The organism is Acinetobacter sp. ANC 5600 (assembly GCF_002018395.1).
Taxonomy (GTDB): Bacteria; Pseudomonadota; Gammaproteobacteria; order Pseudomonadales; family Moraxellaceae; genus Acinetobacter; species Acinetobacter amyesii.
In genome coordinates this window covers 200,742-222,511 of the sequence record NZ_MVKW01000003.1, presented here as the reverse complement: position 1 = coordinate 222,511, position 21,770 = coordinate 200,742, and the positions used below count along the sequence as shown (strand labels likewise).

Sequence of the window (21,770 nt, the reverse complement as noted above, 5' to 3'; positions counted from 1 at the left end):
ACTCTTATATAAGGGTGAATTGATATAGATGAACCAGTATCTATATCAATGTAGCAGATGTATAACTCAATGAATATAAAAAAAATCGTTGAATTATATTTTCGCTTTTGGTGCTGGTTTAAAGGCCGCAGGGGACTGTTTAAAGTTATCGATCGCCTTAATAATGCTATTCACTTTGAGCTGTGCGGCTTTTTCACCTTCTAAAATCGTCGCATTGCTCGACTTTAAATCGAGTGTGCCAATATGTCCCACTTTAGGTTGAATCACGAAATTGGCATTTTTCAGTTCTTCATTAATACTTTGTTGTCCCATGATGTTAATGGTTTGATCGAGCAAACCAAACATGCTTACGGCTTTGCTACCATCAGGCCGCGCAGAAATATCAACCGCAATCACAATATCTGCACCCATATCACGTGCCGTTTTCACCGGAATCGGGCTGACTAAGCCACCATCGACATATTTCACCCCTGCAATGGTTGCAGGTACAAATACATTCGGAATGCTGCACGATGCACGTACCGCTTGGCCGGCATTACCACGGTTAAATTCAGTTTTACTGCCATTATCTAAACGGGTGGCTACAGCAGCAAAGCGCTTTGGAAATTGTTCAATTGATTTATTGCCGACGTTTTTATTAACAAAGTCTTGCAGTTTTTGCCCTTGAATAATGCCTTGGCTATTTAAGGTTAAATCACGAATATCGGACTCTTTAAAGTTCAAGGCCAATTGCTGCATTTGATATGGTGTTTTACCGCTGGCGTACAAGCTACCGACAAAACTACCTGCACTGGTCCCAGTCACAATTTTAGGTTTAATACCATGTGATTCGAGTACTTTAAGCACGCCAATATGAGCAAAACCTTTGGCACCGCCACCACCGAGCGCAATCGCGATCACCGGTTCACGTGCTTTGGCAGGTGTAGGTGTCGTGGTCGCAGGCGTTTTGGTTGCAGAATCACAGCCAGCGAGTGCCAATACAAAGAGGCTAGGAATCAGGTATTGCAAAAGTTTCATGGGTGAAATCTGATGGTTAAATATACAAAGTGCACATCACATCAAAAAAATAGCCATTTGACTAGGGCTTTTTCCAGTGCTTTTGTAACGGCAAGGCCAACCATTCGGGATTTTTCGGGGAAAATTTGCCATCATAAATCTTCAAAATTTTTTCGAGATCAGTTTCAAAATCTCCATTCGGTTCAAAAACACCCAAGCAATGAATGGTTTTCTTTGCATAATCAAAGCTAAACATCACAATAGGTATCTGTGCTTCATAGGCAATATAGTAAAAACCACTGCGGATTTTATCGGCTTTTTTTCGTGTTCCCTCAGGTGCCATTCCAATCCAAATTTGATCTGTCGCTTGGACAATCTCAGCAATTTCACGTGTCAGTCCATGTGGATTTTCACGTTGCACAGGGATCACGCCGACCCAATCCAAAAGTGGTTTTAAGGGAGTATCAAAAAGGGTGTTTTTACCAAAAATGGTTATTTTTATCCCGATTCCAAGCAAGGCGAGAAAACCATGCCATGCATCTATATTAGAAGTATGCGGAGAAATGATTGCCACAGCTTTGGCAAGGTTGGGAAATTCGCCGTCAAATTTCCATCCTTGTGCCAAAAAAAGTTTTTTAAAAATAGCGCGGCTCAGGGGGGAGCCGCGTGATGGAACTTGATCGGGCAAAACCGGAAATAATTGAGTCTTTTGATTCATTGCATATTCTTATATAAGTGAAATCCATTTTCGACGTAATGCACTTTAAAAATACGGCATCAGTATTGACCTTTATCTTAGGTCGATGATTTTTTTAGATCATTGGCAAAATAGCCGTATTTTGACTACTCTAAATGTAACTTCAGCGCACTCAACATTTAGGAACTTATGATCCAGCTTCGTCAGCTCTATCTTTTACTGTTTTCCTTATATTGGGCGCAAGGGTTACCTGTCGGTTTTATGACGCATGCTTTACCAGTGATTTTAAGAGCGCAAGGTGTGTCTTTGGCACATATAGGTGGCTTTGGATTACTCATGTTGCCATGGTCGATCAAAGTTATCTGGGCACCTTGGATTGATCGGCATGGTTCAAGGTCCAAAGGGCATTATCGGAGTTGGATTATTCCAATGCAGTTGCTGTCCGTGGTGGTCTTGGTCTTCCTGTCCTTTTTGCCGATCCAAAGCTTGAATGAACCGATTTATTTGCTGCTGTTTTTTGTGGCTTTACTCAGTATGAATTTGGTCGGTGCGACTCAAGATGTTGCAACGGATGGCTTGGCTGTCAATATTTTAAAAACTGACCAACAGCACTGGGGCAATACTTTTCAGGTGATTGGTTCAAGACTCGGCTTTATCGTGGGCGGTGGTGCTGTACTTTGGGCCTTGGATTGGTTGGATTGGCAAGCCACCTTTCTATTTTTAGCGGCATTGGTGTTCATCAATACGATTCCTATTTTTCTGTATCGAGAACCTTTAAAGCCACAGCTCAACATAAAATCTAGTCCAGAGAATGATAATAATCATAAGCATAATTCAGGCTTGTTCTACGCTATACGCCAGTATTTGACTTATTTTACCCAAACCAAAACCCTCACACTGTGGCTCATGATCTTATTGAGTTTTAAGCTTGCAGATGGTCTGGCAGGACCACTACTTAAGCCGCTGATGGTCGATTTAGGATTGAGTTTTAGCCAAATCGGTCTGTATGTCACCATGCTAGGGGCGGTGGCTGCTTTAATTGGGGCGGGGTTTGCTGGTCTAAGCTTGAAGTATATTTCTCGGGCGCAAGCCTTGGTTTTCTATTCGGTATTGAAAATATTCAGCTTATTAGCCTATGCATGGCTGGCTTTGCAGTTCGAGGCAAAACGGAAAGTTCATGAATGGCTGATCTATGGGATTAATGCTGCCGAAGACATGATTTCAGCCATGCTGCTTGTGATCATGCTGACTTTGGTGATGCAATATAGTCGTAAAGCATTTGCAGCAACGGACTTTACATTTCAGGTTGCCATTATGGCTACGGTGAGTGGGGGGCTGTATAGCATCAGTGGCATAGTGGCCGATCAGTTGGGTTATAGCACTTATTTATTTTGGATCACAGGTTTGGCTGCATTAAGCTTAGTCCCGATTCTATTTTGGGGGAAAGCATCAAAAAATGACCAAAATCACTTCTAAATCATGATTTTGGTTGTTTTTTATCAGCTAAAGCACTAAAAGAGCAATGCAAATATTATTTTAATAATTTTGTAATATGTTTCGCGTGTGTAATATCTGTTACAAAATAATTTAAGGAAAATTTTTGATGAAAACTAAGTTAGCAGCTGCTATCGCATTGAGCCTTTTGGCTGGGTCAACCTTTGCAGCACCAACCTTCTACGGTGAAATTGATGCGTCTGTTGATTATTTACCTGAAGATAATAAAACGGGTGCTTCAGACAAAGATGTCGTTGAAATTAGTTCAAACAGTTCTTTCTTGGGTTTAAAGGGCGATGAAAAACTGACTGACCGTTTAAGCGCAGTTTATGCAATTGAATGGGCATTTAACTCAGACGGCGAAGGCGATGACTGGTCTAAGCGTAACCGCTTCGTTGGTTTGAAAGATGCGAAACTTGGTACATTGAAAGTCGGTGCACACGATACACCATTAAAACAATTGTCTAGTCCAGTTGATACATTCAATAACTACGTGGGTAACCGTGCTGATGTTACAGGCATCATGACGGGTGAAAACCGTGTAGATAACGTTGTTGTCTATGAATCACCAGCATTTAAAATTGCTGAAGGTGCAATTAAAGTTAATGCATTGCTTGCAACAGGTGAATCTTCAGGAATCAAGAGCGACAAAGGTGTAGTAAAAACTGCAGGTCGTGGTCTTGGCGATGCTTGGTCGGCGTCTGTTGTCTATGACAGCCCTGTTGTTGTTGCAGGTTTAGCCTATGACAAAGCCATTCCATCGAACTTTGGTGGTGTAGGGATGCTAAATAGTGGTACATATACCGTGAATGATAAAGTTGTTTCAAATTCTGAAATAACTGGAACCAAAGTATTTGCTGCTGCAAATACAATTCGTGCGATCGGTCGTGTAAATCTTGAGGGTGGTTTGGCGCTCAAAGCACTGTATCAAACATCAGAGGTTGAGGCTGCTAAAGGTAATGATGTTGCAGCAGCAAATATTGATGATGCTCAAGGCTGGTTAGTCGGTGCAGAATATAATCTACCCTCTGCAAAAGCTTGGACTGTAAAAGCACAATATAGTCAAAATACCACGACTTATAAAGAGGGTGATGATTACGAAGCTCAGCAATTCATTGCAGGTGCAGATTATGCATTTAGCAAACAAGTGAAAGCTTATGGTTATGCAGGTTACTTAGCACTTGAACAAGGTTCGAATGAAAGTGAACAACCAGTTCTAGGTACAGGTCTAGAATTTAAATTCTAAGACCTTGAGTTAAGTTGTTCAAAAGGCGATGTTTTACATCGCCTTTTTTGATTTTTCTTGCTTGGTTTTGATCAGTTTTAAGCGGTTTTTAAGTTTGAATTTTTAGATTAGGGCATCAAAGATCAATAATTGATGCCAATATGCTTCAGGTCATAGCTAAAATACAGCAAAAAATTCCAAGACTTAGTTTAAGTCAATTTAACCTCGTGCTTGCCTTATGGCTTGGGGTGGTTTTGAACCTCGCGTTTTATCAGCAAATCCAGCAGCTCACACCTTATACGGGATTGAAGGCCGGACTATTTTTAGCGGCAACCGTATTGGTGGTAGTGGCACTTTATAATGTGCTGATGCAACTCCTGCAATGGCGATGGAATTCAAAACTTTTGGCGAGTGTTTTGCTGATCATTGGTGGCTTGAGTGCCTATTTCGTCAATAGTTTAGGCGTGACCATTACATCTGACCAAGTGCAGAACATGATGCAAACAGATGTAAAGGAAGTGCAGGATTTAATCTCGCCACAATTTTTTATCTGGGTCTTTGGACTGGTTATTTTGCCACTGCTATTGATCTGGCTTTTGCCACTGCATAAAGAAGCCCTAAGCACGGTGGTAGCCAAAAAGGGTCTACATATAGTGCTGTCGCTCATCCTCATGGGTGCTTTGCTGTTTGTTTATTTTGTCGATTATGCTGCGATCTTTCGTGAGCATCGTGACTTAAAAGGCATGCTCTCACCACAAAACAGTATCGCTTCGACATTTTCCTATTATCACAAAAAAGCACCGAAACAGAATTTGCCATTGCTGAACTATGGTGAAGATGCACATTTGGTTGAAAACGTAAGCGCCAAAAGCTTACCAAAATTGATGGTCTTAGTGGTTGGTGAAACTGCGCGCGCGGAAAGTTTTTCACTCAATGGTTATGCTAAAAATACCAATCCTGAACTCAGTCAGCAAAATATTATCAATTTTAGCCAAGTCAGCTCATGTGGCACCGCAACCGCTGTGTCTGTTCCTTGTATGTTCTCGGGTATGCCGAGAACCGAATATGATGAACAGCTTGCAAGTCATCGCGAAGGTTTACTCGATATTGCACAGCGTGCAGGCTATAAGGTGACGTGGCTAGATAATAATTCAGGCTGTAAGGGCACATGCACACGTGTTGAAAAATATGAATTTCCTGAAGCACTGAAGAAAAAGTGGTGTGATGCCGATGGCGAATGTCATGATGAAATCTTAGTAGATGGTTTGAAAGCATATTTGGCTTCGATTCCCAAAGCAGATCCAACTCCCCGTTTAATTGTGTTACACCAAATGGGCAGTCATGGCCCTGCCTATTTCAAACGAAGTACCGCAGCGTTTCAAAAATTTAAGCCAACCTGTAATAGCAATGCCATACAGGGATGTAGCTCGACAGAATTAATAAATAGTTATGACAACAGTATTATCTATACCGACCATGTGCTGAGTGAATTGATTAACACCTTAAAAGTGACTAACAACTATCAAACAGGACTGTGGTATTTGTCTGATCATGGTGAGTCGACAGGTGAGCATGGCTTGTATTTACACGGTTCTCCATACGCAATTGCACCGTCACAGCAAACTCATGTGCCGATGTTGATGTGGTTTTCACCGGCTTGGCAAAAAAATAATTCAGCGCAATATACTTGTTTAATGGCACAAAAAAGCCAAAAATTAAGTCAGGATAATCTATTTCCATCTCTATTGAGTTTGCTCGATGTGCAGACTCAAGTGATTGATGAAAAAAACAATATGTTGCAACAATGTACTTCAGTACAGCGTAGGACTTAAGCCATGTACAAAATACTTATTATTGAAGATGATTTCATGATTGCCGAATCGACCAAAACTTTGTTGAACTATCAACAGTTTGAAGTCGAGTGGGTGAATAATGGCATCGATGGCTTAAAGCTCATAATGCAAGGGGGAATTGATATCGTCTTGCTGGATCTAGGTTTGCCGATGATGGATGGTATGCAAGTCCTGAAACAAATTCGTCAAATCCAGCCTAAATTGCCGGTATTAATTATCTCGGCACGTGATCAATTACAAAATCGTGTAGATGGTTTAAACCATGGGGCAGATGACTATCTGATCAAGCCTTATGAGTTTGATGAATTACTTGCACGGATTCATGCACTCCTTCGACGCACAGGGCTGAGTTCAGTCGAAGCACCGCAGAAAATTTTAAAACATGGTGAATTGATTTTAGATATCGAACAGCATCTTGCACGCTATAAGGGGCAATATGTCGATTTATCTAACCGTGAATGGGCCATATTGATTCCACTAGTGACACATCCGAATAAGATTTTTTCGAAAGCCAATTTAGAAGATAAGCTTTATGATTTTGATAGTGATATCAGCAGTAATACTATTGAAGTGTATGTGCATCATCTCAGAACAAAATTAGACAAAGATTTTATTCGCACCATTCGTGGTTTAGGTTATCGACTCGGTTAAGGCAAAGGAATTATCGACCATGCAGCAGCCTTATTCTCTGAAAAAGAGACTAATTATTTATGTGTCTGTTTTCAGTATGCTTTTGGGCTGTCTTTTGGTGTTTTCAGCATATCGAATTGCGCTTGAAGAAATTAACGAAATTTTAGATGCGCAAATGCAAAATTTGGCGGAACGTGTTGCAGAGCATGATCCGCAGCCCATTCGCAGCGAATTTGATCAACATAAGCATTATCATGAAGAAGATTTATTTGTTGATGTGTGGACCTATCAATCCAATGCGCATCAAACCCATCAATTAAAATTATTGGTCGCGCCTCAGCCCAAAGCTGGTTTTTATACCCACAGTACCCAACAGGATGAGTGGCATACCTATATTTTGCCACTTGCAGATCGGCAAATTCAGGTCAGTCAGCAAGAATCGGTACGACAGCATCTTGCAGCAGAATTGGCCAGTAGCATGTTTATTCCCTATTTGGTTTTTATACCTTTTGCATTAATCGCTTTGGGATGGTTGATTCAACGCAGTTTAAACCCACTGGAAAAATTTAAAAAAGAACTGGCAAAACGGGATGCCTTTGAACTTTCTCCAATCTCTCAAATGCCGTATCCAGAGGAAATTGCACCGACTATTATTGAAATGAACCAGTTGTTTGAACGGATTTCATTGTCACAGCAGGAACAGCGCCAGTTTATTGCTGACGCAGCGCATGAGTTACGGACCCCGATTACCGCACTGAATTTGCAAATGCAGATTTTGCTACAAAAATTTCCACAAGATGACGCTCTACAAAATTTGAGTAAAGGTTTAATTCGTATTCAGCATTTGGTCAGTCAATTATTGAGTTTGGCAAAACAAGACGCCTCGGTCTTTGAACTTGAGCGCAAACAACATTTTGATCTTAAGCAAGTCGCAACCAATTGCGTTGAGCAACTGGTACATTTGGCTATGCAAAAAGATATTGACCTTGGCATGGAGCAACAACAAAGCATTGCCTTATATAGTCTTGAGCCAACGGTACATTCAATCATTTTTAATTTGATTGATAATGCCATTAAATATACCCCTGCACAGGGCATGATTAATGTCTCCGTCTTTGAACATGCGGGACAGGCGGTTGTACAGGTTGAAGATAGTGGGCCTGGCATCGACCCAGCTTTATATGAGCAAATTCGAAAACGCTTTTATCGAATTTATAATCATGAAGAAATTGGAAGTGGTTTAGGCTTGGCGATCGTGGATAAGGCCGCTGCGCATATTGGTGCACGTTTAGATTTTGCGAAAAGTGAAACGCTAGGTGGGTTGAAAGTAACGATTCAGATTCCGCTAAGACCTTTAAACTCCTAATTATTTTAATTTACTCCTTGCGAATAAAGCCTATATCCATTCAAAGTGTTTATAGGCAGTTTTGATTTTTTCTGTGGGTAGATAACGACAGCCAAATGTATAAATGACTGTGTTAAAGGCCCAAATAAACCATGCTGTCCATAGATTATGACTGAGAAAATGTGCACCCCGCATCATTTGCGCCCAGCCAAAAGCAAAGCCTAAAATCAGCCCTGCACATAAAAAGAAGTACGCACGGGCAGGTCGATGTATTCGATAAACAAAATATCCGGTGATTAGGGCAAAACCAGTCGCAGCATGGCCACCGGGGAAGCAGTGTCCTTGGCGTGCTGAAAAATCCCAAGAAAAGCCTTGGGCTGTGGCGGCTGTCATATTCCAAGGGCAGGCATGTGCAGATTGTGATTTGAGCAAACCAATCATTGCCGTGCTGAGTAGAGCCACCACGATAAAATAGCCAAATTCAAACTTGCGTGCTTTCAGATGTGGATATTTAAAACTGCATATCCATGCTGCGATATAGAGGACATACACACCTATGACGATATTCTTGATATAGCGATGGTTCAGCACAGCAAGTGCCCAATCATTACGATGAGGAAAACTACCATGTAGGTCGACCCAAGGCTGAATAAAAGCTTGGTCGAGCGAACCACCGACGGGGAAAACATAAAGGAGGCCAACCAAACTGAGTGTGAGCAGCAGGGCTTGTCGTAATAAAAGGGAACGGTTCGAGAGCATAAGTCGTGTGATGTGCTGAAATTATTTTGTTTGAATGCTGCTATTTGAAACCACAAAACTTAAATCAGACTTAATCGGCTATTTGAACTGTATTGATATCGATAGTGAAGAAGGTGCATAAAGCAAAACGGGCATTGTGTTAAAGTTTTTGAAAACTCAGTAATAAAGATTTATGAGCATACGTGCAGTCCTTTTTGATTTAGATAATACTTTGACTCACCGAGATCACAGCGTTCAGGCCTATACGCAGTATTTAGCCGAGTCTTATCAGTCGACGCTGGTGGAGGTAGACCTTGTACAGATTAAACGTATTATTAATCGTATAGATAATGGGGGATATCCGAAAAAAGAACTCCTTACTCATCCGAGTATTGGGGCATCTGTCGCTTATGCTCTACAAACGGAGCTGGATTGGATACATCAACCCGATTTTGATGAGCTCACACAATTTTGGTTTCAGCACTTTGGTCAGTTCGCCGTGGCGATGCCGGGAGCATTGACCTTGCTGCAGCAACTAAAACAGCAGCAGTATAAACTGGCGGTGGTGTCGAATGGTGGACATGCCACACGCCTGAATATTTTGAATGGACTAGGTTTTGCATCATATTTTGATCAGATCATCAGCTCGGAAAGTGCAGGCATCAGTAAGCCCAAAGTTGAAATATTTCAGCACAGTTGTCGTGAGTTGGGCGTGACGGAAACCGAGTGTTTATTTATTGGTGATCATCCTGTCAATGATATTTATGGTGCGAGCCAAGCAGGGATGTCTGCCGTATTGCTTGAAGGCTTTCATACTTTAAGTGCTGAACAACAGCACAGCATTCCGAATAAAATTCAGCATTTGGATCAGGTCTTAGATTTTCTAAAATAAGGTGATTTAAACTCAAGCTTTAAGCGAAGTTCAGGGTAAAAAAAGCGGCATAAATGCCGCTTTAGATTGTGTTGTTTAGAACATGTTTTCTTCAGAGTTTGCCGAAATACGGTGAATACTTAAGTCTGCACCACGGAATTCTTCTTCTTGATCTAGGCGAATGCCCATCGTTACTTTGAGTAGGCCATAAACGATGAAACCACCTGCTAATGCAATCACGATCGCGAGCAGCGTACCGATACATTGAGAGATCATTGAAATACCGCCTAAACCGCCCAACCATTTTTGTCCAAATACACCCACTGCAATACCACCGAAAGCACCACAAACACCGTGTAGTGGCCATACGCCAAGTACATCATCGACTTTGAGTTTGTTTTGAGTGTATGTAAATAGTTTGACAAAGATCAGACCTGCGATAGCGCCGATAATTAACGCACCGACAGGATGAACTACATCTGAGCCTGCACAGATTGCAACCAAACCTGCTAAGGGACCATTGTGTAAGAAACCGGGGTCATTTTTACCCATAAAGTTTGCTGCAAGCGTGCCGCCCACCATTGCCATGAGAGAGTTAATTGCAACTAGTCCTGAAATGGCATCTAAACGTTGCGCACTCATCACGTTAAAGCCAAACCAGCCGACGATTAAAATCCAAGAACCTAAGGCAAGGAATGGAATACTTGAAGGGGGGTGAGCGCTGATACGACCGTCTTTTTTATAGCGTCCATGACGTGCGCCGAGTAAAAGTACAGCAGCTAAAGCGATCCAACCGCCCATCGCATGTACCACGACCGAACCTGCAAAATCATGAAATGCTGCGCCAAATGTGCGTTCTAACCATGCTTGTAGCCCAAAATTACCATTCCATGCCATGCCTTCAAAGAATGGATAGACCAAAGCGACCAATAATAATGTGGCAATCGCTTGAGTCCGCATTTTTGCACGTTCAGCAATACCACCTGAAATAATCGCTGGAATGGCTGCGGCAAAAGTCAGCAGGAAGAAACAACGCATTAAGTTGTAGCCATGATCGGCTGCTAAAGTGTCCCCAATATGAAAAAAGTGCTGACCATAAGAGATGTAATAACCCACAAAAAAGTATGCAATTGCGGAAATAGAAAAGTCAGTCAAAATTTTACTCAGTGCATTGACCTGATTTTTATGTCGTACTGTACCTAATTCTAAAAATGCAAAGCCAGCATGCATGGCAAGAACCAAGACTGCACCAAGAAGGAGAAAGAGGAGATCTATATTTTGCATAAGGTGTTCCAGTTTAGTGCGCTAGTTCACGAAAAGAACTTCAGTATATCGAGCGGAAAAAAATGGAAAAGAGATTGGCGCTAGGGAAATTTTGATTAAAAAAACTAAAAAATGTAGAAGACTCGATATAAAGCAAAGACTTGCATGAGAGTGACAATAATGCACTAAAATGGTGCAATGGTGTTTTGCAATGAGAAAATTAAATGAATGATTATTAAGTGAAAAACTATTTTTTTTGAATCTGTTTAAATAATGAAAAACTAATAGCGCCATTTCTGAGTTAATTCAGGGCAGTCCATTATTTTGTATTTTTATCTGATTGATAGATGTTAGTGCGAGAATGAAACTTAAAATTGACGAATGATACATTTTGGGAGTCTGTCTGAGCATCTTGTGGTCTTCAAAAGATGAAAGCTGGATGTCTTACCTGAACTGAAATAATACCCAGATATTAACCAGTGAAATCTCTGCTGCTGCACTTTTAGATGGCGAATAAAACATTCAAGGGTGGGTCTGTGGTGATGGTCGTTGGATCTGACTGTATTTTGATGACGTATTTAATTGAAGCGGCACAGAATTTTAAAGTTTTAGCCTTGAATGCTTAAGCTAAACGCCGTGTATTAATCGCTTCAGCCCAGTCACAACATCCGCAGCGCGGGCAGGTATCCTGAGCACCGTGAATGTACATGGTTTTGCCACAGTGCGTACAGGCATACAGCTGATGCATTTTGATATCTCGAACCGCTTTATAGGGTTTCGGAAATAGTGGCAGTCCATAACGCACTTGTTCAGGTGGATAAAACAAAATACTAAATTTTCCATCACTTTCTAATAAACCAACTCGAACTTGTCCAAGATGCTCCACATTTTGCTGACGCATTTCAGAGAAGAATTCATCATGTGACATTTTACCTTGTTTAATCTTTTCTAAAACCAATTCACCATCTTCCACAATGTAGAAGGCTTTACCTTCAATTAAATCTTCAAAGGGCTGGTATTTCATCATTAGCCAAGTGATTACGCGGTATAAACCAATCATCACCGTCATCACAATGAGCGCTTGTAAGAGGGGGAGTTCCTCTTCAAACATCGGGTCTCCTGCAATTGAACCCAAAGCAAGGAGGATGGCAACTTCAAAGATGGATAACTGACGGACGCCGCGTTTACCTGTTAGGCGTAAGAATACGATGATTAAAACGAACATAATGACGCTACGCAAAATCACTTCGGCAGCAAAAGTCCATGTAGTGTCATGGATGAAAATTTGAGTGAAATCCATGTCTCATCCTTTTTTATCGTTATGTGTTTTTAACTTAGCAAAGCGCTGGGCGATAAAGCAGCTCAATTGTGTTAATTTTTAAGCATTATTTGAAAATGGATTTCATGCTAACGGTATTGTATGCATGAGATATTTGATGAAAAAAAGTGCTTTAAAATAGCCATAAAAAAAGCACCGACGAATCGATGCTTTTGATGTGGTCTGGCAATTTTTAAAGATGCTCAGTTATTTAATATGTTCTGCAATATCCGTAAAGATTACACCTAAACCATGTGCGCCAGCATCTGGATAGCCAAGACTACGGTCGCCTACAGTTCCCGCACGTCCCATACGCGCTACAATCTCTTTGGTATTTTCAGCGCCTTGAACCGCCGCTTTTGCACCAAGTACAAAGTTTTCTTTAAAGGATTTATCGGTATGGGCAGACCAAGAATCTGCGCATGGCACAAGTGCATCAATCAGGGTTTTATCACCCACCACTGCGCCGCGTCCAAATGAACGCTCACCTGTAGTTTGAATGCCTTTGACCACTGCTTGCAGCATCTCGGCAAAGTCTGAAACGCTCAAAGCAGTTTTGCCTTGAATTGATTTCGCTGCTGCACGGAATGCTGAACCCCAGATTGGGCCAGATGCACCGCCACAGTGTTCCATAATGATCATTGAGCAGTTCAGCATGAATTCATCCATCTGCTGCGCTTGAATCAGACTTTGCCATTCACGTTTTAATTGCTTAAAGCCTTTCGCCACGCTCATACCGAAGTCGCCGTCACCAGCATACGCGTCCAGCTCACAGAATGGCACTTCATTTCTAATGATACAGGCAGACATCACATCCACCACATAACGCATGTTTTCGATGGTGAATTGCTCATTGCTAATCACCGCATGTTCAGGCTGTGTTTCAACTTGGGTGTTTACTACAGCTTCGGCTGAAGCATCTTTGGATACAAAAGTTAAAGGCTGTGCTGCTGAACCATCCATTTTAAATGCAGGGGTATTGGCTGCTGCATCGAGGTAAGTTTTCAATTCATCATCGACAGCAAGTAATGACACAGATGCACCATTCATGTCGATACTGGTCATATAGTTGCCAACAAATGTACGGTAAATTTTAATGCCTTTATTGGCAAGGTGTTGGCAGACATCGTTATTAAACACATACAGTTCTTGTAATGGTGTCGTACCAAAACCATTGACCAAAACTGCAACTTCTTTCATGTCTGGGCGGTCAAGGAACAGGTCATCCACGATGCGCTGTGCCATTTTTTTGGATGGCAAGATTTTTTCACGACGGATGCCGGGTTCACCGTGAATGCCGACGCCATATTCCATTTCGTCATCAGCCAAAGTAAACGTTGGCGTGCCTTTGGCTGGAACAGTACATGAGCTATAAGCAAAACCAAGGCTAATGACGTTGTCCGCAGCTTTTTGAGCAATCGCTTTTACGTCTGCAAGTTCTAAGCCTTTTGATGCTGCTGCGCCTGCAATCTTATGTACAAATACTGTGCCTGCAACACCACGACGACCGACTGTATATAGGCTGTCTTTGACCGCAATGTCATCTGCCACTTTGACATAGTCAACTTTGACGCCGTCTTCAGTTGCAAGGGCTGCACCATTCTGGAAATTCATCATATCGCCAGAATAGTTTTTGATGATCATCAGCACGCCTTTATCAGTCGCGACTTGCTGTAAGGCTTTATAGACTTGAATTTGTGATGGAGATGCAAATACGTCACCACATACGGCAGCATCGAGCATACCTGTGCCGACAAAACCTGCATGGGCAGGTTCGTGACCGCTACCACCGCCACTGATCAGTGCCACGTTATTGTGCTTTTCTTTGCGTGAAATGATTTTGTGCGACTCGTTAAATGCGAGTTCTGGATGGGCAAGAACAAAGCCTTTGCACATTTCAATTACGATGTTTTCTGCACCGTTCATGAGTTTTTTCATGGATGTACCAATCTGTATTTATAGGGGAGAATGTAAAAAGTTTATTATTATCGAAAAACATAATGTTTGCTGACTTAAAAATGTAAAAATGGACGATTTGGGGTTGGGTGGTTCTATTTTCACCTCTCCCTTGCGCAGCAGTGCTGCTCATCTCCTAAGAGGAGAGGGAACATCCATTATTAAATTTATGCAGTCATTTAATTAGTAATGAGTACTCCCTCTCCCTTTGGGAGAGGGTTGGGGTGAGGGTAAAAGTAATAAGCAAATACTAGGTTTGCAATTTTACAGACAAAACTAGTTTTATAGGTGTTGTGAATTATTTTTAATCAAAGTAATATGATTGAATGTTTTTAACTAATTAATTTATCAGCATTTATACTTGAATTTATAGGTGGAAGAATGAAGGTGTATAAAAAGGAGAGACTTACACCAAACATAGAGCTACATGTAATGCACATTGGTGAGTTTGACAGTAAATATATTAAAATAATTGATGAACAAATAGTCAAAATTTGTGAAGGTCATTCTCGCAGTACAATTGAAGAAGTAAAAAATAGATTATTAGATTATTTAAAAACGAAAGATTTACGTGGTCGGCAAGGAGCTATATCTGAATTTCTTATACACCTATTTTTGAATAGCAATAATTACAAGCAAGATTGTTTGTTTTTTAATCTTGAAGATGGCAGTGCGAAAAAAGGATTTGATGGTGTATACAGTAAAAATGACGAAATATTTCTGGTAGAAAGTAAATCTGGTGGGTGTTTGACCAAAAATATTTCACATTTAAATAAAATCAGAGAATCTTATAGTGGTTTAGAGCAATATATAACAGGGAAAAGCACGCGAAGAGATGGGAATCCTTGGATTAATGCTTATAATCATGTTCAGCACAGAGATGTTAAGGCTCAAGATAACATAATAGATAAAATTTGGCAGTTAAAAAAAGATTTTCAAAATGGAATTTTTTCAAAAATACAAGACTTTAACTTAGTTCCATGTTCAACAATTTATTTGAATGGAGAATGGAGTAACTTATGGTCAGATAACTTATTAGAAGAAAAGTTGAAATTGATTAACCTAGAGGGGAAAACTATAAAAATACTTTCAATAACTAATGAGGACATCAGTAATTTCATGAAGTATTTAGAGGCTGTGTAGGCACGATATGGATGGGATAGATGAAATAAAAAAATTGAAGGATATAGATCTTTTTCAAAGCATAATTAGAAAATTAACTATAGACCTTCAACTTGAGTATGAGGAATTAAGTTTCATACTTTCGGTATCAATTATATTTTTACAAGAATATCAAAAAGATAAGAGAAGAGTGGCATATTTTAATTTTGCTTATTTTGTTATTTTAAAAGTAGCATTGATAAATAAATTATATCAGCCTTTATTTGATCTTAGCCTTAATGTTGGATTTTATCCAATAAATAGATTTATTTTTGAAAAAAAACTAATAGAATCATTGAGTTTAGAGAGCATAAAAAATGATGTCGAAGTTGATACTTTTAAATATGATAAACATATAGAAATGTATCAACAACGTTTGAATAGAACTGAAATTTTATCAAGTAAAAGTTTAGATAATGTATATATTGCACCTACATCTTTCGGTAAAAGTTCATTAATCTTTGATATAATAAGAAAAAATTTCAATAAAAAAATTTCAATAATAGTTCCAAGTAAGTCTTTAATTTCACAAAATATAATCGATTTAAGAAATATTTTTCCTGATAGAAAAATAATATTTAATGAAGATATGTACGATAATGAAGAGAGTTTTATAAGTGTTTTTACACAAGAAAGAGCATTGAGATTTTTTTCAAAAAATCAAAAAGCATATTTTGATGTGATGATAGTTGATGAAGCACATAATTTACTGCCTAATGATTATAGAGCAGTAATATTAGCTAGAGCTATTAGAAGAAACAGATTTAGAGCAGGTAATTCAAAGCATTATTATTTATCTCCTTTGATTAATGAATCTAAAAGTTTACAACTAGAGGTTGAACAAGTTTTTTTTGAACGTAAAATAAGTTTAAATATCAAAGAGCCAGACTACTTTGAATTTAAAGAAACGGGAGATTTTTTCAAATACAATCGATTTTTAGATGAAAGTTACAGATTAGGTTGGTGTGAAGATTTATATGAATACATTAAAAATAATAAAAAGAGTAAAAATTTTATTTATTTAAACTCACCTAAAAAAGTTGAAGAACTTTCAAAACGGCTTTGTCATCGATTGCTTTTGAATGAAAATTTATATTCTTTATCTCAAATTTTATCTGATAATTTACACGAAGATTTTTATTGTGTTGATTACATCAAAAAGGGATTGATTTATTTGCATGGTGGTATTCCTGATTTAATAAAAGATTTTTTGGAATATAAGTTTAAAACTGAATCTGATATTAAATATCTTGTTGCGAATTCTGTGGTTTTGGAAGGTATTAATTTTCCAATTGAGGTGTTATTTATTTTAAATACAACAGATCTAAAGATTAAGAACTTAATTAATTTAATTGGAAGAGTTAATAGATTGAATGAGGTTTTCAGCAATGCCAATGAGGATTTATCAAAATTAAATCCAAGTGTTCATTTTGTCAATGATACTTACTTTAATGGCAGAAAACGTGATATGTATCATAAAATTAAACTATTGAAAAGTAGTTTATTTGAGGATAGTGTAGAAAATCCTGCATTGCTAAATACAATAAACGACCAACTAAAAAATAAAAATACTGGTATTAATGTTATACAGGATAACTCTACTGAAAACATAAGCACTGTAAGAGAATTAGAAGACTTTCTAATTTATGATGATCAAAAAGATAATTCGTTACTGAAGACCATAATTGAACAAGATATACATAGTATTTATAATGAATTTAATCAAGTGCATGAAATTCTATTTGAAAGAATGAAAAATTATTTAATTTCAACATTTTGGGTGAAATTAAACATAATAGACAAAATTTACTATTTTTTTATTAAGGACTTTGACTATGATCTAAAAATAAAGTCGAAAAAATTTTTGAGATTCAATTACAAAAATACTCGAAAATATTATAATAATTTTGTTTATAGAATGCATAATTTATCTTTAAAATCACATATTAATCATATTTTAAAGTACTATGATTGGTTGGGGCGTAACAATATTCCTAAATATAAAAAATTTTATATAGGTGCTGGATTTGGGGAGATTCCTTATTGGAGTGGTAATAAAAATAAGACATGTATCGATTTATCATCAAAGAGTAGAAAACAACGTGCCAATCTAGCATTGGTTCACCTGAAAAATGAAACAGATTTTGTAAATTTTGATCTTTCTAAATTTGTTCATATATTATATGAAATAAAACTTATTACTGAAGGTGAATATAATCTTTTTATATATGGAAGTGAGCATAGAGAAAATATTGTTTTATTTAAAGCAGGATTAAGTACTCAACTTATTAATTTTTTGAAAGAAAAAAAACAATTGAAAAATATATCTGTAACTAATGGAAAGTTACAGGGCAACAAAGAATTTCTCATATTTGTGGATACATTGGATGAAATGAAGAGGTTTGAAATTTCTAGATTATTCTAAAATTTAACGTATTAAAAAAGACTCGAATTATAGACATAATTCGAGTCTTGGTACCAATTATTGAACCGAATCATCCAAATTCGGTGCTAACCAACGCTTCGCTTCATCCAAAGTCCAACCTTTACGCTTTGCATAATCCTCAAGCTGATCGCCTGCGATTTTACCCACGTTAAAGTATTGGCTTTCAGGGTTTGCATAGTAGAAACCGCTGACAGATGAAGGCGGCCACATTGCAAAACTAGAAGTCAATTGCGTACCAATCTTGTCGGTAGAACCTAACCAGTCAAACAATGGCGCTTTTTCAGAATGCTCAGGACAAGCAGGGTAGCCCGGTGCAGGACGGATGCCCACATACTTCTCTTTAATCAATTCTTCATTACTTAAGGTTTCAGACGCTTGGTTACCCCAGAACTCTTTACGAATGCGCTCATGCAAATGCTCCGCAAACGCTTCCGCAAAACGGTCACCTAAAGATTGTGCAAGAATTGCAGAGTAGTCATCGCCTTTAGCTTTGTACTCATTGGCCATTTCTTCTGCACCAAAGATCGATACAGTGAAACCGCCCAAGTAGTCTTCTGCGACACCTTTAGGCGCAATAAAGTCCGCTAATGACAAGTTTGGTTTACCTGTCACTTTATCAGACTGTTGACGAATGTGATGGAAGGTATGCGTAACCGATTGACCATCTTCGCTATACACTTCAACCGAATCCGCTGCTGAACGGTTTGCAGGGTAAATACCAAACACAGCACGAGCATCAAAACGTTTGTTGTCGATGATGTCTTTTAGCATGGTCTGTGCTTGTTCATACAAGTCAGTTGCTGCTTCACCTACAACTTCATCAGTTAAGATAGCAGGGAATTTACCTGCCAAACTCCAAGAAATGAAGAACGGTGTCCAGTCAAAGTATTCAACCAAAATTTCCAATGGATAATTGGTCAGCGTTTGCGTACCAATAAAGTTTGGCTTCGCAGGCGCATTGGCAGCAAAGTCAATTTTTAAGCCATTTTCAACCGATTCAGCATACGTCAGTTTCGCTGCTTTCGGCTGTTTGTTAGCAATACGCTCACGGACTTTTTCATATTCAGCACGGGTTTCTGCAACAAACTTCGGTTTCATTTCTTTAGAAAGTAAAGTTGTTGCTACACCCACCGCACGAGATGCATCGGCAACATAAATCACCGCATCATTTGAATATTGCGGATCAATTTTTACTGCTGTATGTGCTTTAGATGTGGTTGCACCGCCAATCATCAATGGAACATTAAAGCCTTTGCGCTGCATTTCTTTCGCAACAAAAACCATTTCATCTAAAGACGGCGTAATCAGGCCAGATAGACCAATAATGTCGACTTTCTCATCAATGGCAGTTTGCAGAATCTTCTCGCAAGGCACCATCACGCCAAGGTCGATGATGTCATAGCCGTTACAGCCCAACACCACGCCCACGATATTTTTACCGATGTCGTGCACGTCGCCCTTCACCGTTGCCATCAGGACTTTACCCTTAGATTGGCCAGCTGTTTTTTCTGCTTCAATGAACGGATTCAGCCAAGCTACAGCCTGTTTCATGACACGTGCAGATTTCACGACTTGCGGCAGGAACATTTTGCCTGAACCGAACAAATCACCTACCACATTCATGCCGTCCATCAGCGGACCTTCAATCACATCGAGTGGACGTTTAGCTTTCAGGCGTGCTTCTTCAGTATCTTCATCAATAAAGGTGGTGATACCTTTCACTAAAGCATGCTCAAGGCGCTTTTCTACGGGAAGCTCACGCCATTCCAAGTTTTCCACTTGTTTTTGCGCAGCACCTTGACCACGGTATTTCTCAGCAACTTCAAGCAGCTTTTCTGTAGCTTCTTGATGGCTTTCACCTTGGTTTTGGTTCAAGATCACATCTTCAACCGCAGCTTTCAGTTCAGCATCAATATCATCATAAATCGCCATTTGACCTGCGTTGACGATACCCATAGTCATGCCTTGCTGAATGGCATGGTATAAGAACACTGAGTGAATCGCTTCACGTACAGGCTCGTTACCGCGGAATGAGAACGATACGTTAGACACACCGCCGGAAATCATCGCATGCGGTAAGTTCTGTTTGATCCAACCTGTCGCTTCAATAAAGTCCACAGCATAGTTGTTGTGTTCTTCGATACCTGTTGCCACTGCAAACACGTTCGGGTCAAAAATGATGTCTTCAGCAGGGAAGCCCACTTCATTGACCAATACATCATAAGAGCGTTTACAGATTTCTTTTTTACGTGCAGCAGTATCTGCCTGACCTTGTTCATCAAATGCCATCACAATCACAGCTGCACCGTACTGACGGCACAAACGTGCTTTGTGTACAAACTCGTCATAACCTTCTTTGAGGGAGATCGAGTTTACAACCGCTTTACCTTGTACACATTTTAAGCCTGCTTCAATGATTTCCCATTTAGATGAGTCAATCATGATCGGCACACGTGAAATTTCAGGTTCAGATGCTACAAGATTCAGGAAGTGCACCATTGCGCCTTCTGAATCCAGCATGCCTTCATCCATGTTGATATCGATAATCTGCGCGCCAGCTTCAACTTGCTGCTGTGCAACTTCTAAAGCTTCGGCAAAGTTTTCTTCACGGATTAAGCGTAGGAATTTTTTAGAACCTGTCACGTTGGTACGTTCACCGACGTTCACAAACAGCGAATCTTCTGTAATGTTGAACGGCTCTAAACCGCTCAGACGGCAAGCAGGCTTAGTTTCTGGCACTTGGCGTGGCGCAATGTCTTTTACGGCATTGGCAATAGCGCGGATATGATCCGGCGTTGTACCGCAGCAACCGCCCGTGATGTTAATCAGGCCGCTTTCTGCAAATTCTTTAATAAATGCAGCTGTTTGTTCGGGGGTTTCATCATAACCGCCGAAGGCATTTGGTAAGCCAGCGTTCGGATGGGCTGAAACAAAAGTATCGGCAACGTCAGCAATGGTTTTTACATGCGGACGCATGGCATCTGCACCTAGGGCACAGTTAAAGCCAATCGACAATAAATCACCATGACGCACAGAGTTCCAGAACGCTTCAGCAGTTTGGCCAGTTAAAGTTCGGCCAGAGGCATCGGTAATCGTGCCTGAAATCATTAATGGCAATTCATAGCCCAGCTGATTAAACACTTCTTTCACTGCAAAAATGGCAGCTTTACAGTTCAAAGTATCGAATACAGTTTCAATGAGCAGAATATCGGCACCGCCTTCAATCAGGGCATGCGCAGCTTGAATATAGTTTTCTTTTAACTCATCAAAAGTAATGTTACGAAATGCTGGGTCATTTACATTTGGCGAGATCGAGCAAGTACGTGAAGTCGGGCCAAGCACACCTGCTACAAAACGCGGTTTTTCAGGCGTTGAGTATTTTTCACAAGCGGCTTTGGCAATACGCGCTGCTTCACGGTTGATCTCTGATACCAAATCTTCCATGTGGTAGTCAGACATTGAAACTTTAGTGCCGTTAAAGCTGTTGGTTTCAATAATGTCTGCACCAGCATCGAGATAGGCTTCATGAATGCCTTGAATAATTTGCGGTTGAGTCAACACCAATAGGTCATTATTGCCTTTGAGGTCAGATGCCCAATCTGCAAAACGCTCACCACGGTAGTCAGCTTCTTCGAGTTTATGACGCTGAATCATGGTGCCCATTGCACCGTCGATAATCAGAATCCGTTGAGCGAGCAGCTCTTTTAGGGTGGCAAGCGTGGACATAAATAACCCCAATCCGATGGAATATAAAATCGGCAAATATATTAACAGAAT

At 39.8% G+C, this 21,770-nt stretch carries 15 protein-coding genes; 8 read left to right on the top strand and 7 right to left on the bottom strand.

All coding sequences use genetic code 11. The features are described 5' to 3' along the window. Positions 1-93: 93 nt before the first annotated feature. Positions 94-1,017, bottom strand: coding sequence for a patatin-like phospholipase family protein (locus tag B1201_RS07915; protein WP_078193045.1), 924 nt, complete (start codon positions 1,015-1,017; stop codon positions 94-96). 61 nt (positions 1,018-1,078) lie between these two features. After that, complete coding sequence (locus B1201_RS07910) at positions 1,079-1,714, bottom strand: 1-acyl-sn-glycerol-3-phosphate acyltransferase (protein ID WP_078193044.1); 636 nt, start codon at positions 1,712-1,714, stop codon at positions 1,079-1,081. Between the two features lie 168 nt (positions 1,715-1,882). On the opposite strand from B1201_RS07910, the gene B1201_RS07905 reads away from it, so the two are divergent. From B1201_RS07905 to B1201_RS07885, 5 genes are all read left to right on the top strand, one after another. Then, positions 1,883-3,169: an MFS transporter gene (locus B1201_RS07905; protein ID WP_078193043.1), complete on the top strand. Its 1,287-nt coding sequence runs from the start codon at positions 1,883-1,885 to the stop codon at positions 3,167-3,169. Positions 3,170-3,296: 127 nt separating this feature from the next. Beyond that, complete coding sequence (locus B1201_RS07900; RefSeq protein WP_078193042.1) at positions 3,297-4,433, top strand: porin; 1,137 nt, start codon at positions 3,297-3,299, stop codon at positions 4,431-4,433. 140 nt (positions 4,434-4,573) lie between these two features. Continuing rightward, on the top strand, positions 4,574-6,244 hold the full coding sequence (locus B1201_RS07895) for a phosphoethanolamine transferase (RefSeq protein ID WP_078193041.1): 1,671 nt from the start codon (positions 4,574-4,576) through the stop codon (positions 6,242-6,244). 3 nt (positions 6,245-6,247) lie between these two features. Continuing rightward, a complete protein-coding gene (locus tag B1201_RS07890) occupies positions 6,248-6,916 on the top strand; it encodes a response regulator transcription factor (RefSeq protein WP_078193040.1) in 669 nt (222 codons plus the stop codon). Between the two features lie 19 nt (positions 6,917-6,935). Then, entirely contained in the window at positions 6,936-8,261 is a 1,326-nt protein-coding gene (locus B1201_RS07885; protein ID WP_078193039.1) for an ATP-binding protein, read from the top strand. Between the two features lie 30 nt (positions 8,262-8,291). Here the strand turns inward: B1201_RS07885 and B1201_RS07880 are convergent, their stop codons facing one another. Beyond that, positions 8,292-8,999, bottom strand: coding sequence for a phosphatase PAP2 family protein (locus B1201_RS07880; RefSeq protein ID WP_078193038.1), 708 nt, complete (start codon positions 8,997-8,999; stop codon positions 8,292-8,294). Between the two features lie 172 nt (positions 9,000-9,171). On the opposite strand from B1201_RS07880, the gene B1201_RS07875 reads away from it, so the two are divergent. Next, positions 9,172-9,870 carry an HAD family hydrolase gene (locus tag B1201_RS07875; protein WP_078193037.1) on the top strand — a complete coding sequence of 233 codons (699 nt, stop codon included), beginning with the start codon at positions 9,172-9,174 and terminating at the stop codon, positions 9,868-9,870. Between the two features lie 75 nt (positions 9,871-9,945). Here B1201_RS07875 and B1201_RS07870 read toward each other — a convergent pair whose 3' ends face one another. The 3 genes from B1201_RS07870 to dhaK all read right to left on the bottom strand — a co-directional run bounded on the left by B1201_RS07870 (position 9,946) and on the right by dhaK (position 14,368). After that, on the bottom strand, positions 9,946-11,133 hold the full coding sequence (locus B1201_RS07870; protein WP_078193036.1) for an ammonium transporter: 1,188 nt from the start codon (positions 11,131-11,133) through the stop codon (positions 9,946-9,948). A gap of 601 nt (positions 11,134-11,734) precedes the next feature. Further along, positions 11,735-12,412 carry a DUF421 domain-containing protein gene (locus tag B1201_RS07865; RefSeq protein ID WP_078193035.1) on the bottom strand — a complete coding sequence of 226 codons (678 nt, stop codon included), beginning with the start codon at positions 12,410-12,412 and terminating at the stop codon, positions 11,735-11,737. A 225-nt stretch (positions 12,413-12,637) separates the two neighbouring features. Beyond that, positions 12,638-14,368, bottom strand: coding sequence for a dihydroxyacetone kinase subunit DhaK (gene dhaK / locus B1201_RS07860; protein WP_078193034.1), 1,731 nt, complete (start codon positions 14,366-14,368; stop codon positions 12,638-12,640). A 399-nt stretch (positions 14,369-14,767) separates the two neighbouring features. On the opposite strand from dhaK, the gene B1201_RS07855 reads away from it, so the two are divergent. Next, entirely contained in the window at positions 14,768-15,529 is a 762-nt protein-coding gene (locus B1201_RS07855) for a hypothetical protein (protein WP_078193033.1), read from the top strand. 7 nt (positions 15,530-15,536) lie between these two features. Beyond that, positions 15,537-17,972, top strand: coding sequence for a DEAD/DEAH box helicase family protein (locus B1201_RS07850; RefSeq protein WP_078193032.1), 2,436 nt, complete (start codon positions 15,537-15,539; stop codon positions 17,970-17,972). Positions 17,973-18,029: 57 nt separating this feature from the next. Here B1201_RS07850 and metH read toward each other — a convergent pair whose 3' ends face one another. Further along, positions 18,030-21,719: a methionine synthase gene (gene metH, locus B1201_RS07845; protein WP_078193031.1), complete on the bottom strand. Its 3,690-nt coding sequence runs from the start codon at positions 21,717-21,719 to the stop codon at positions 18,030-18,032. Between the last annotated feature and the right edge of the window lie 51 nt (positions 21,720-21,770).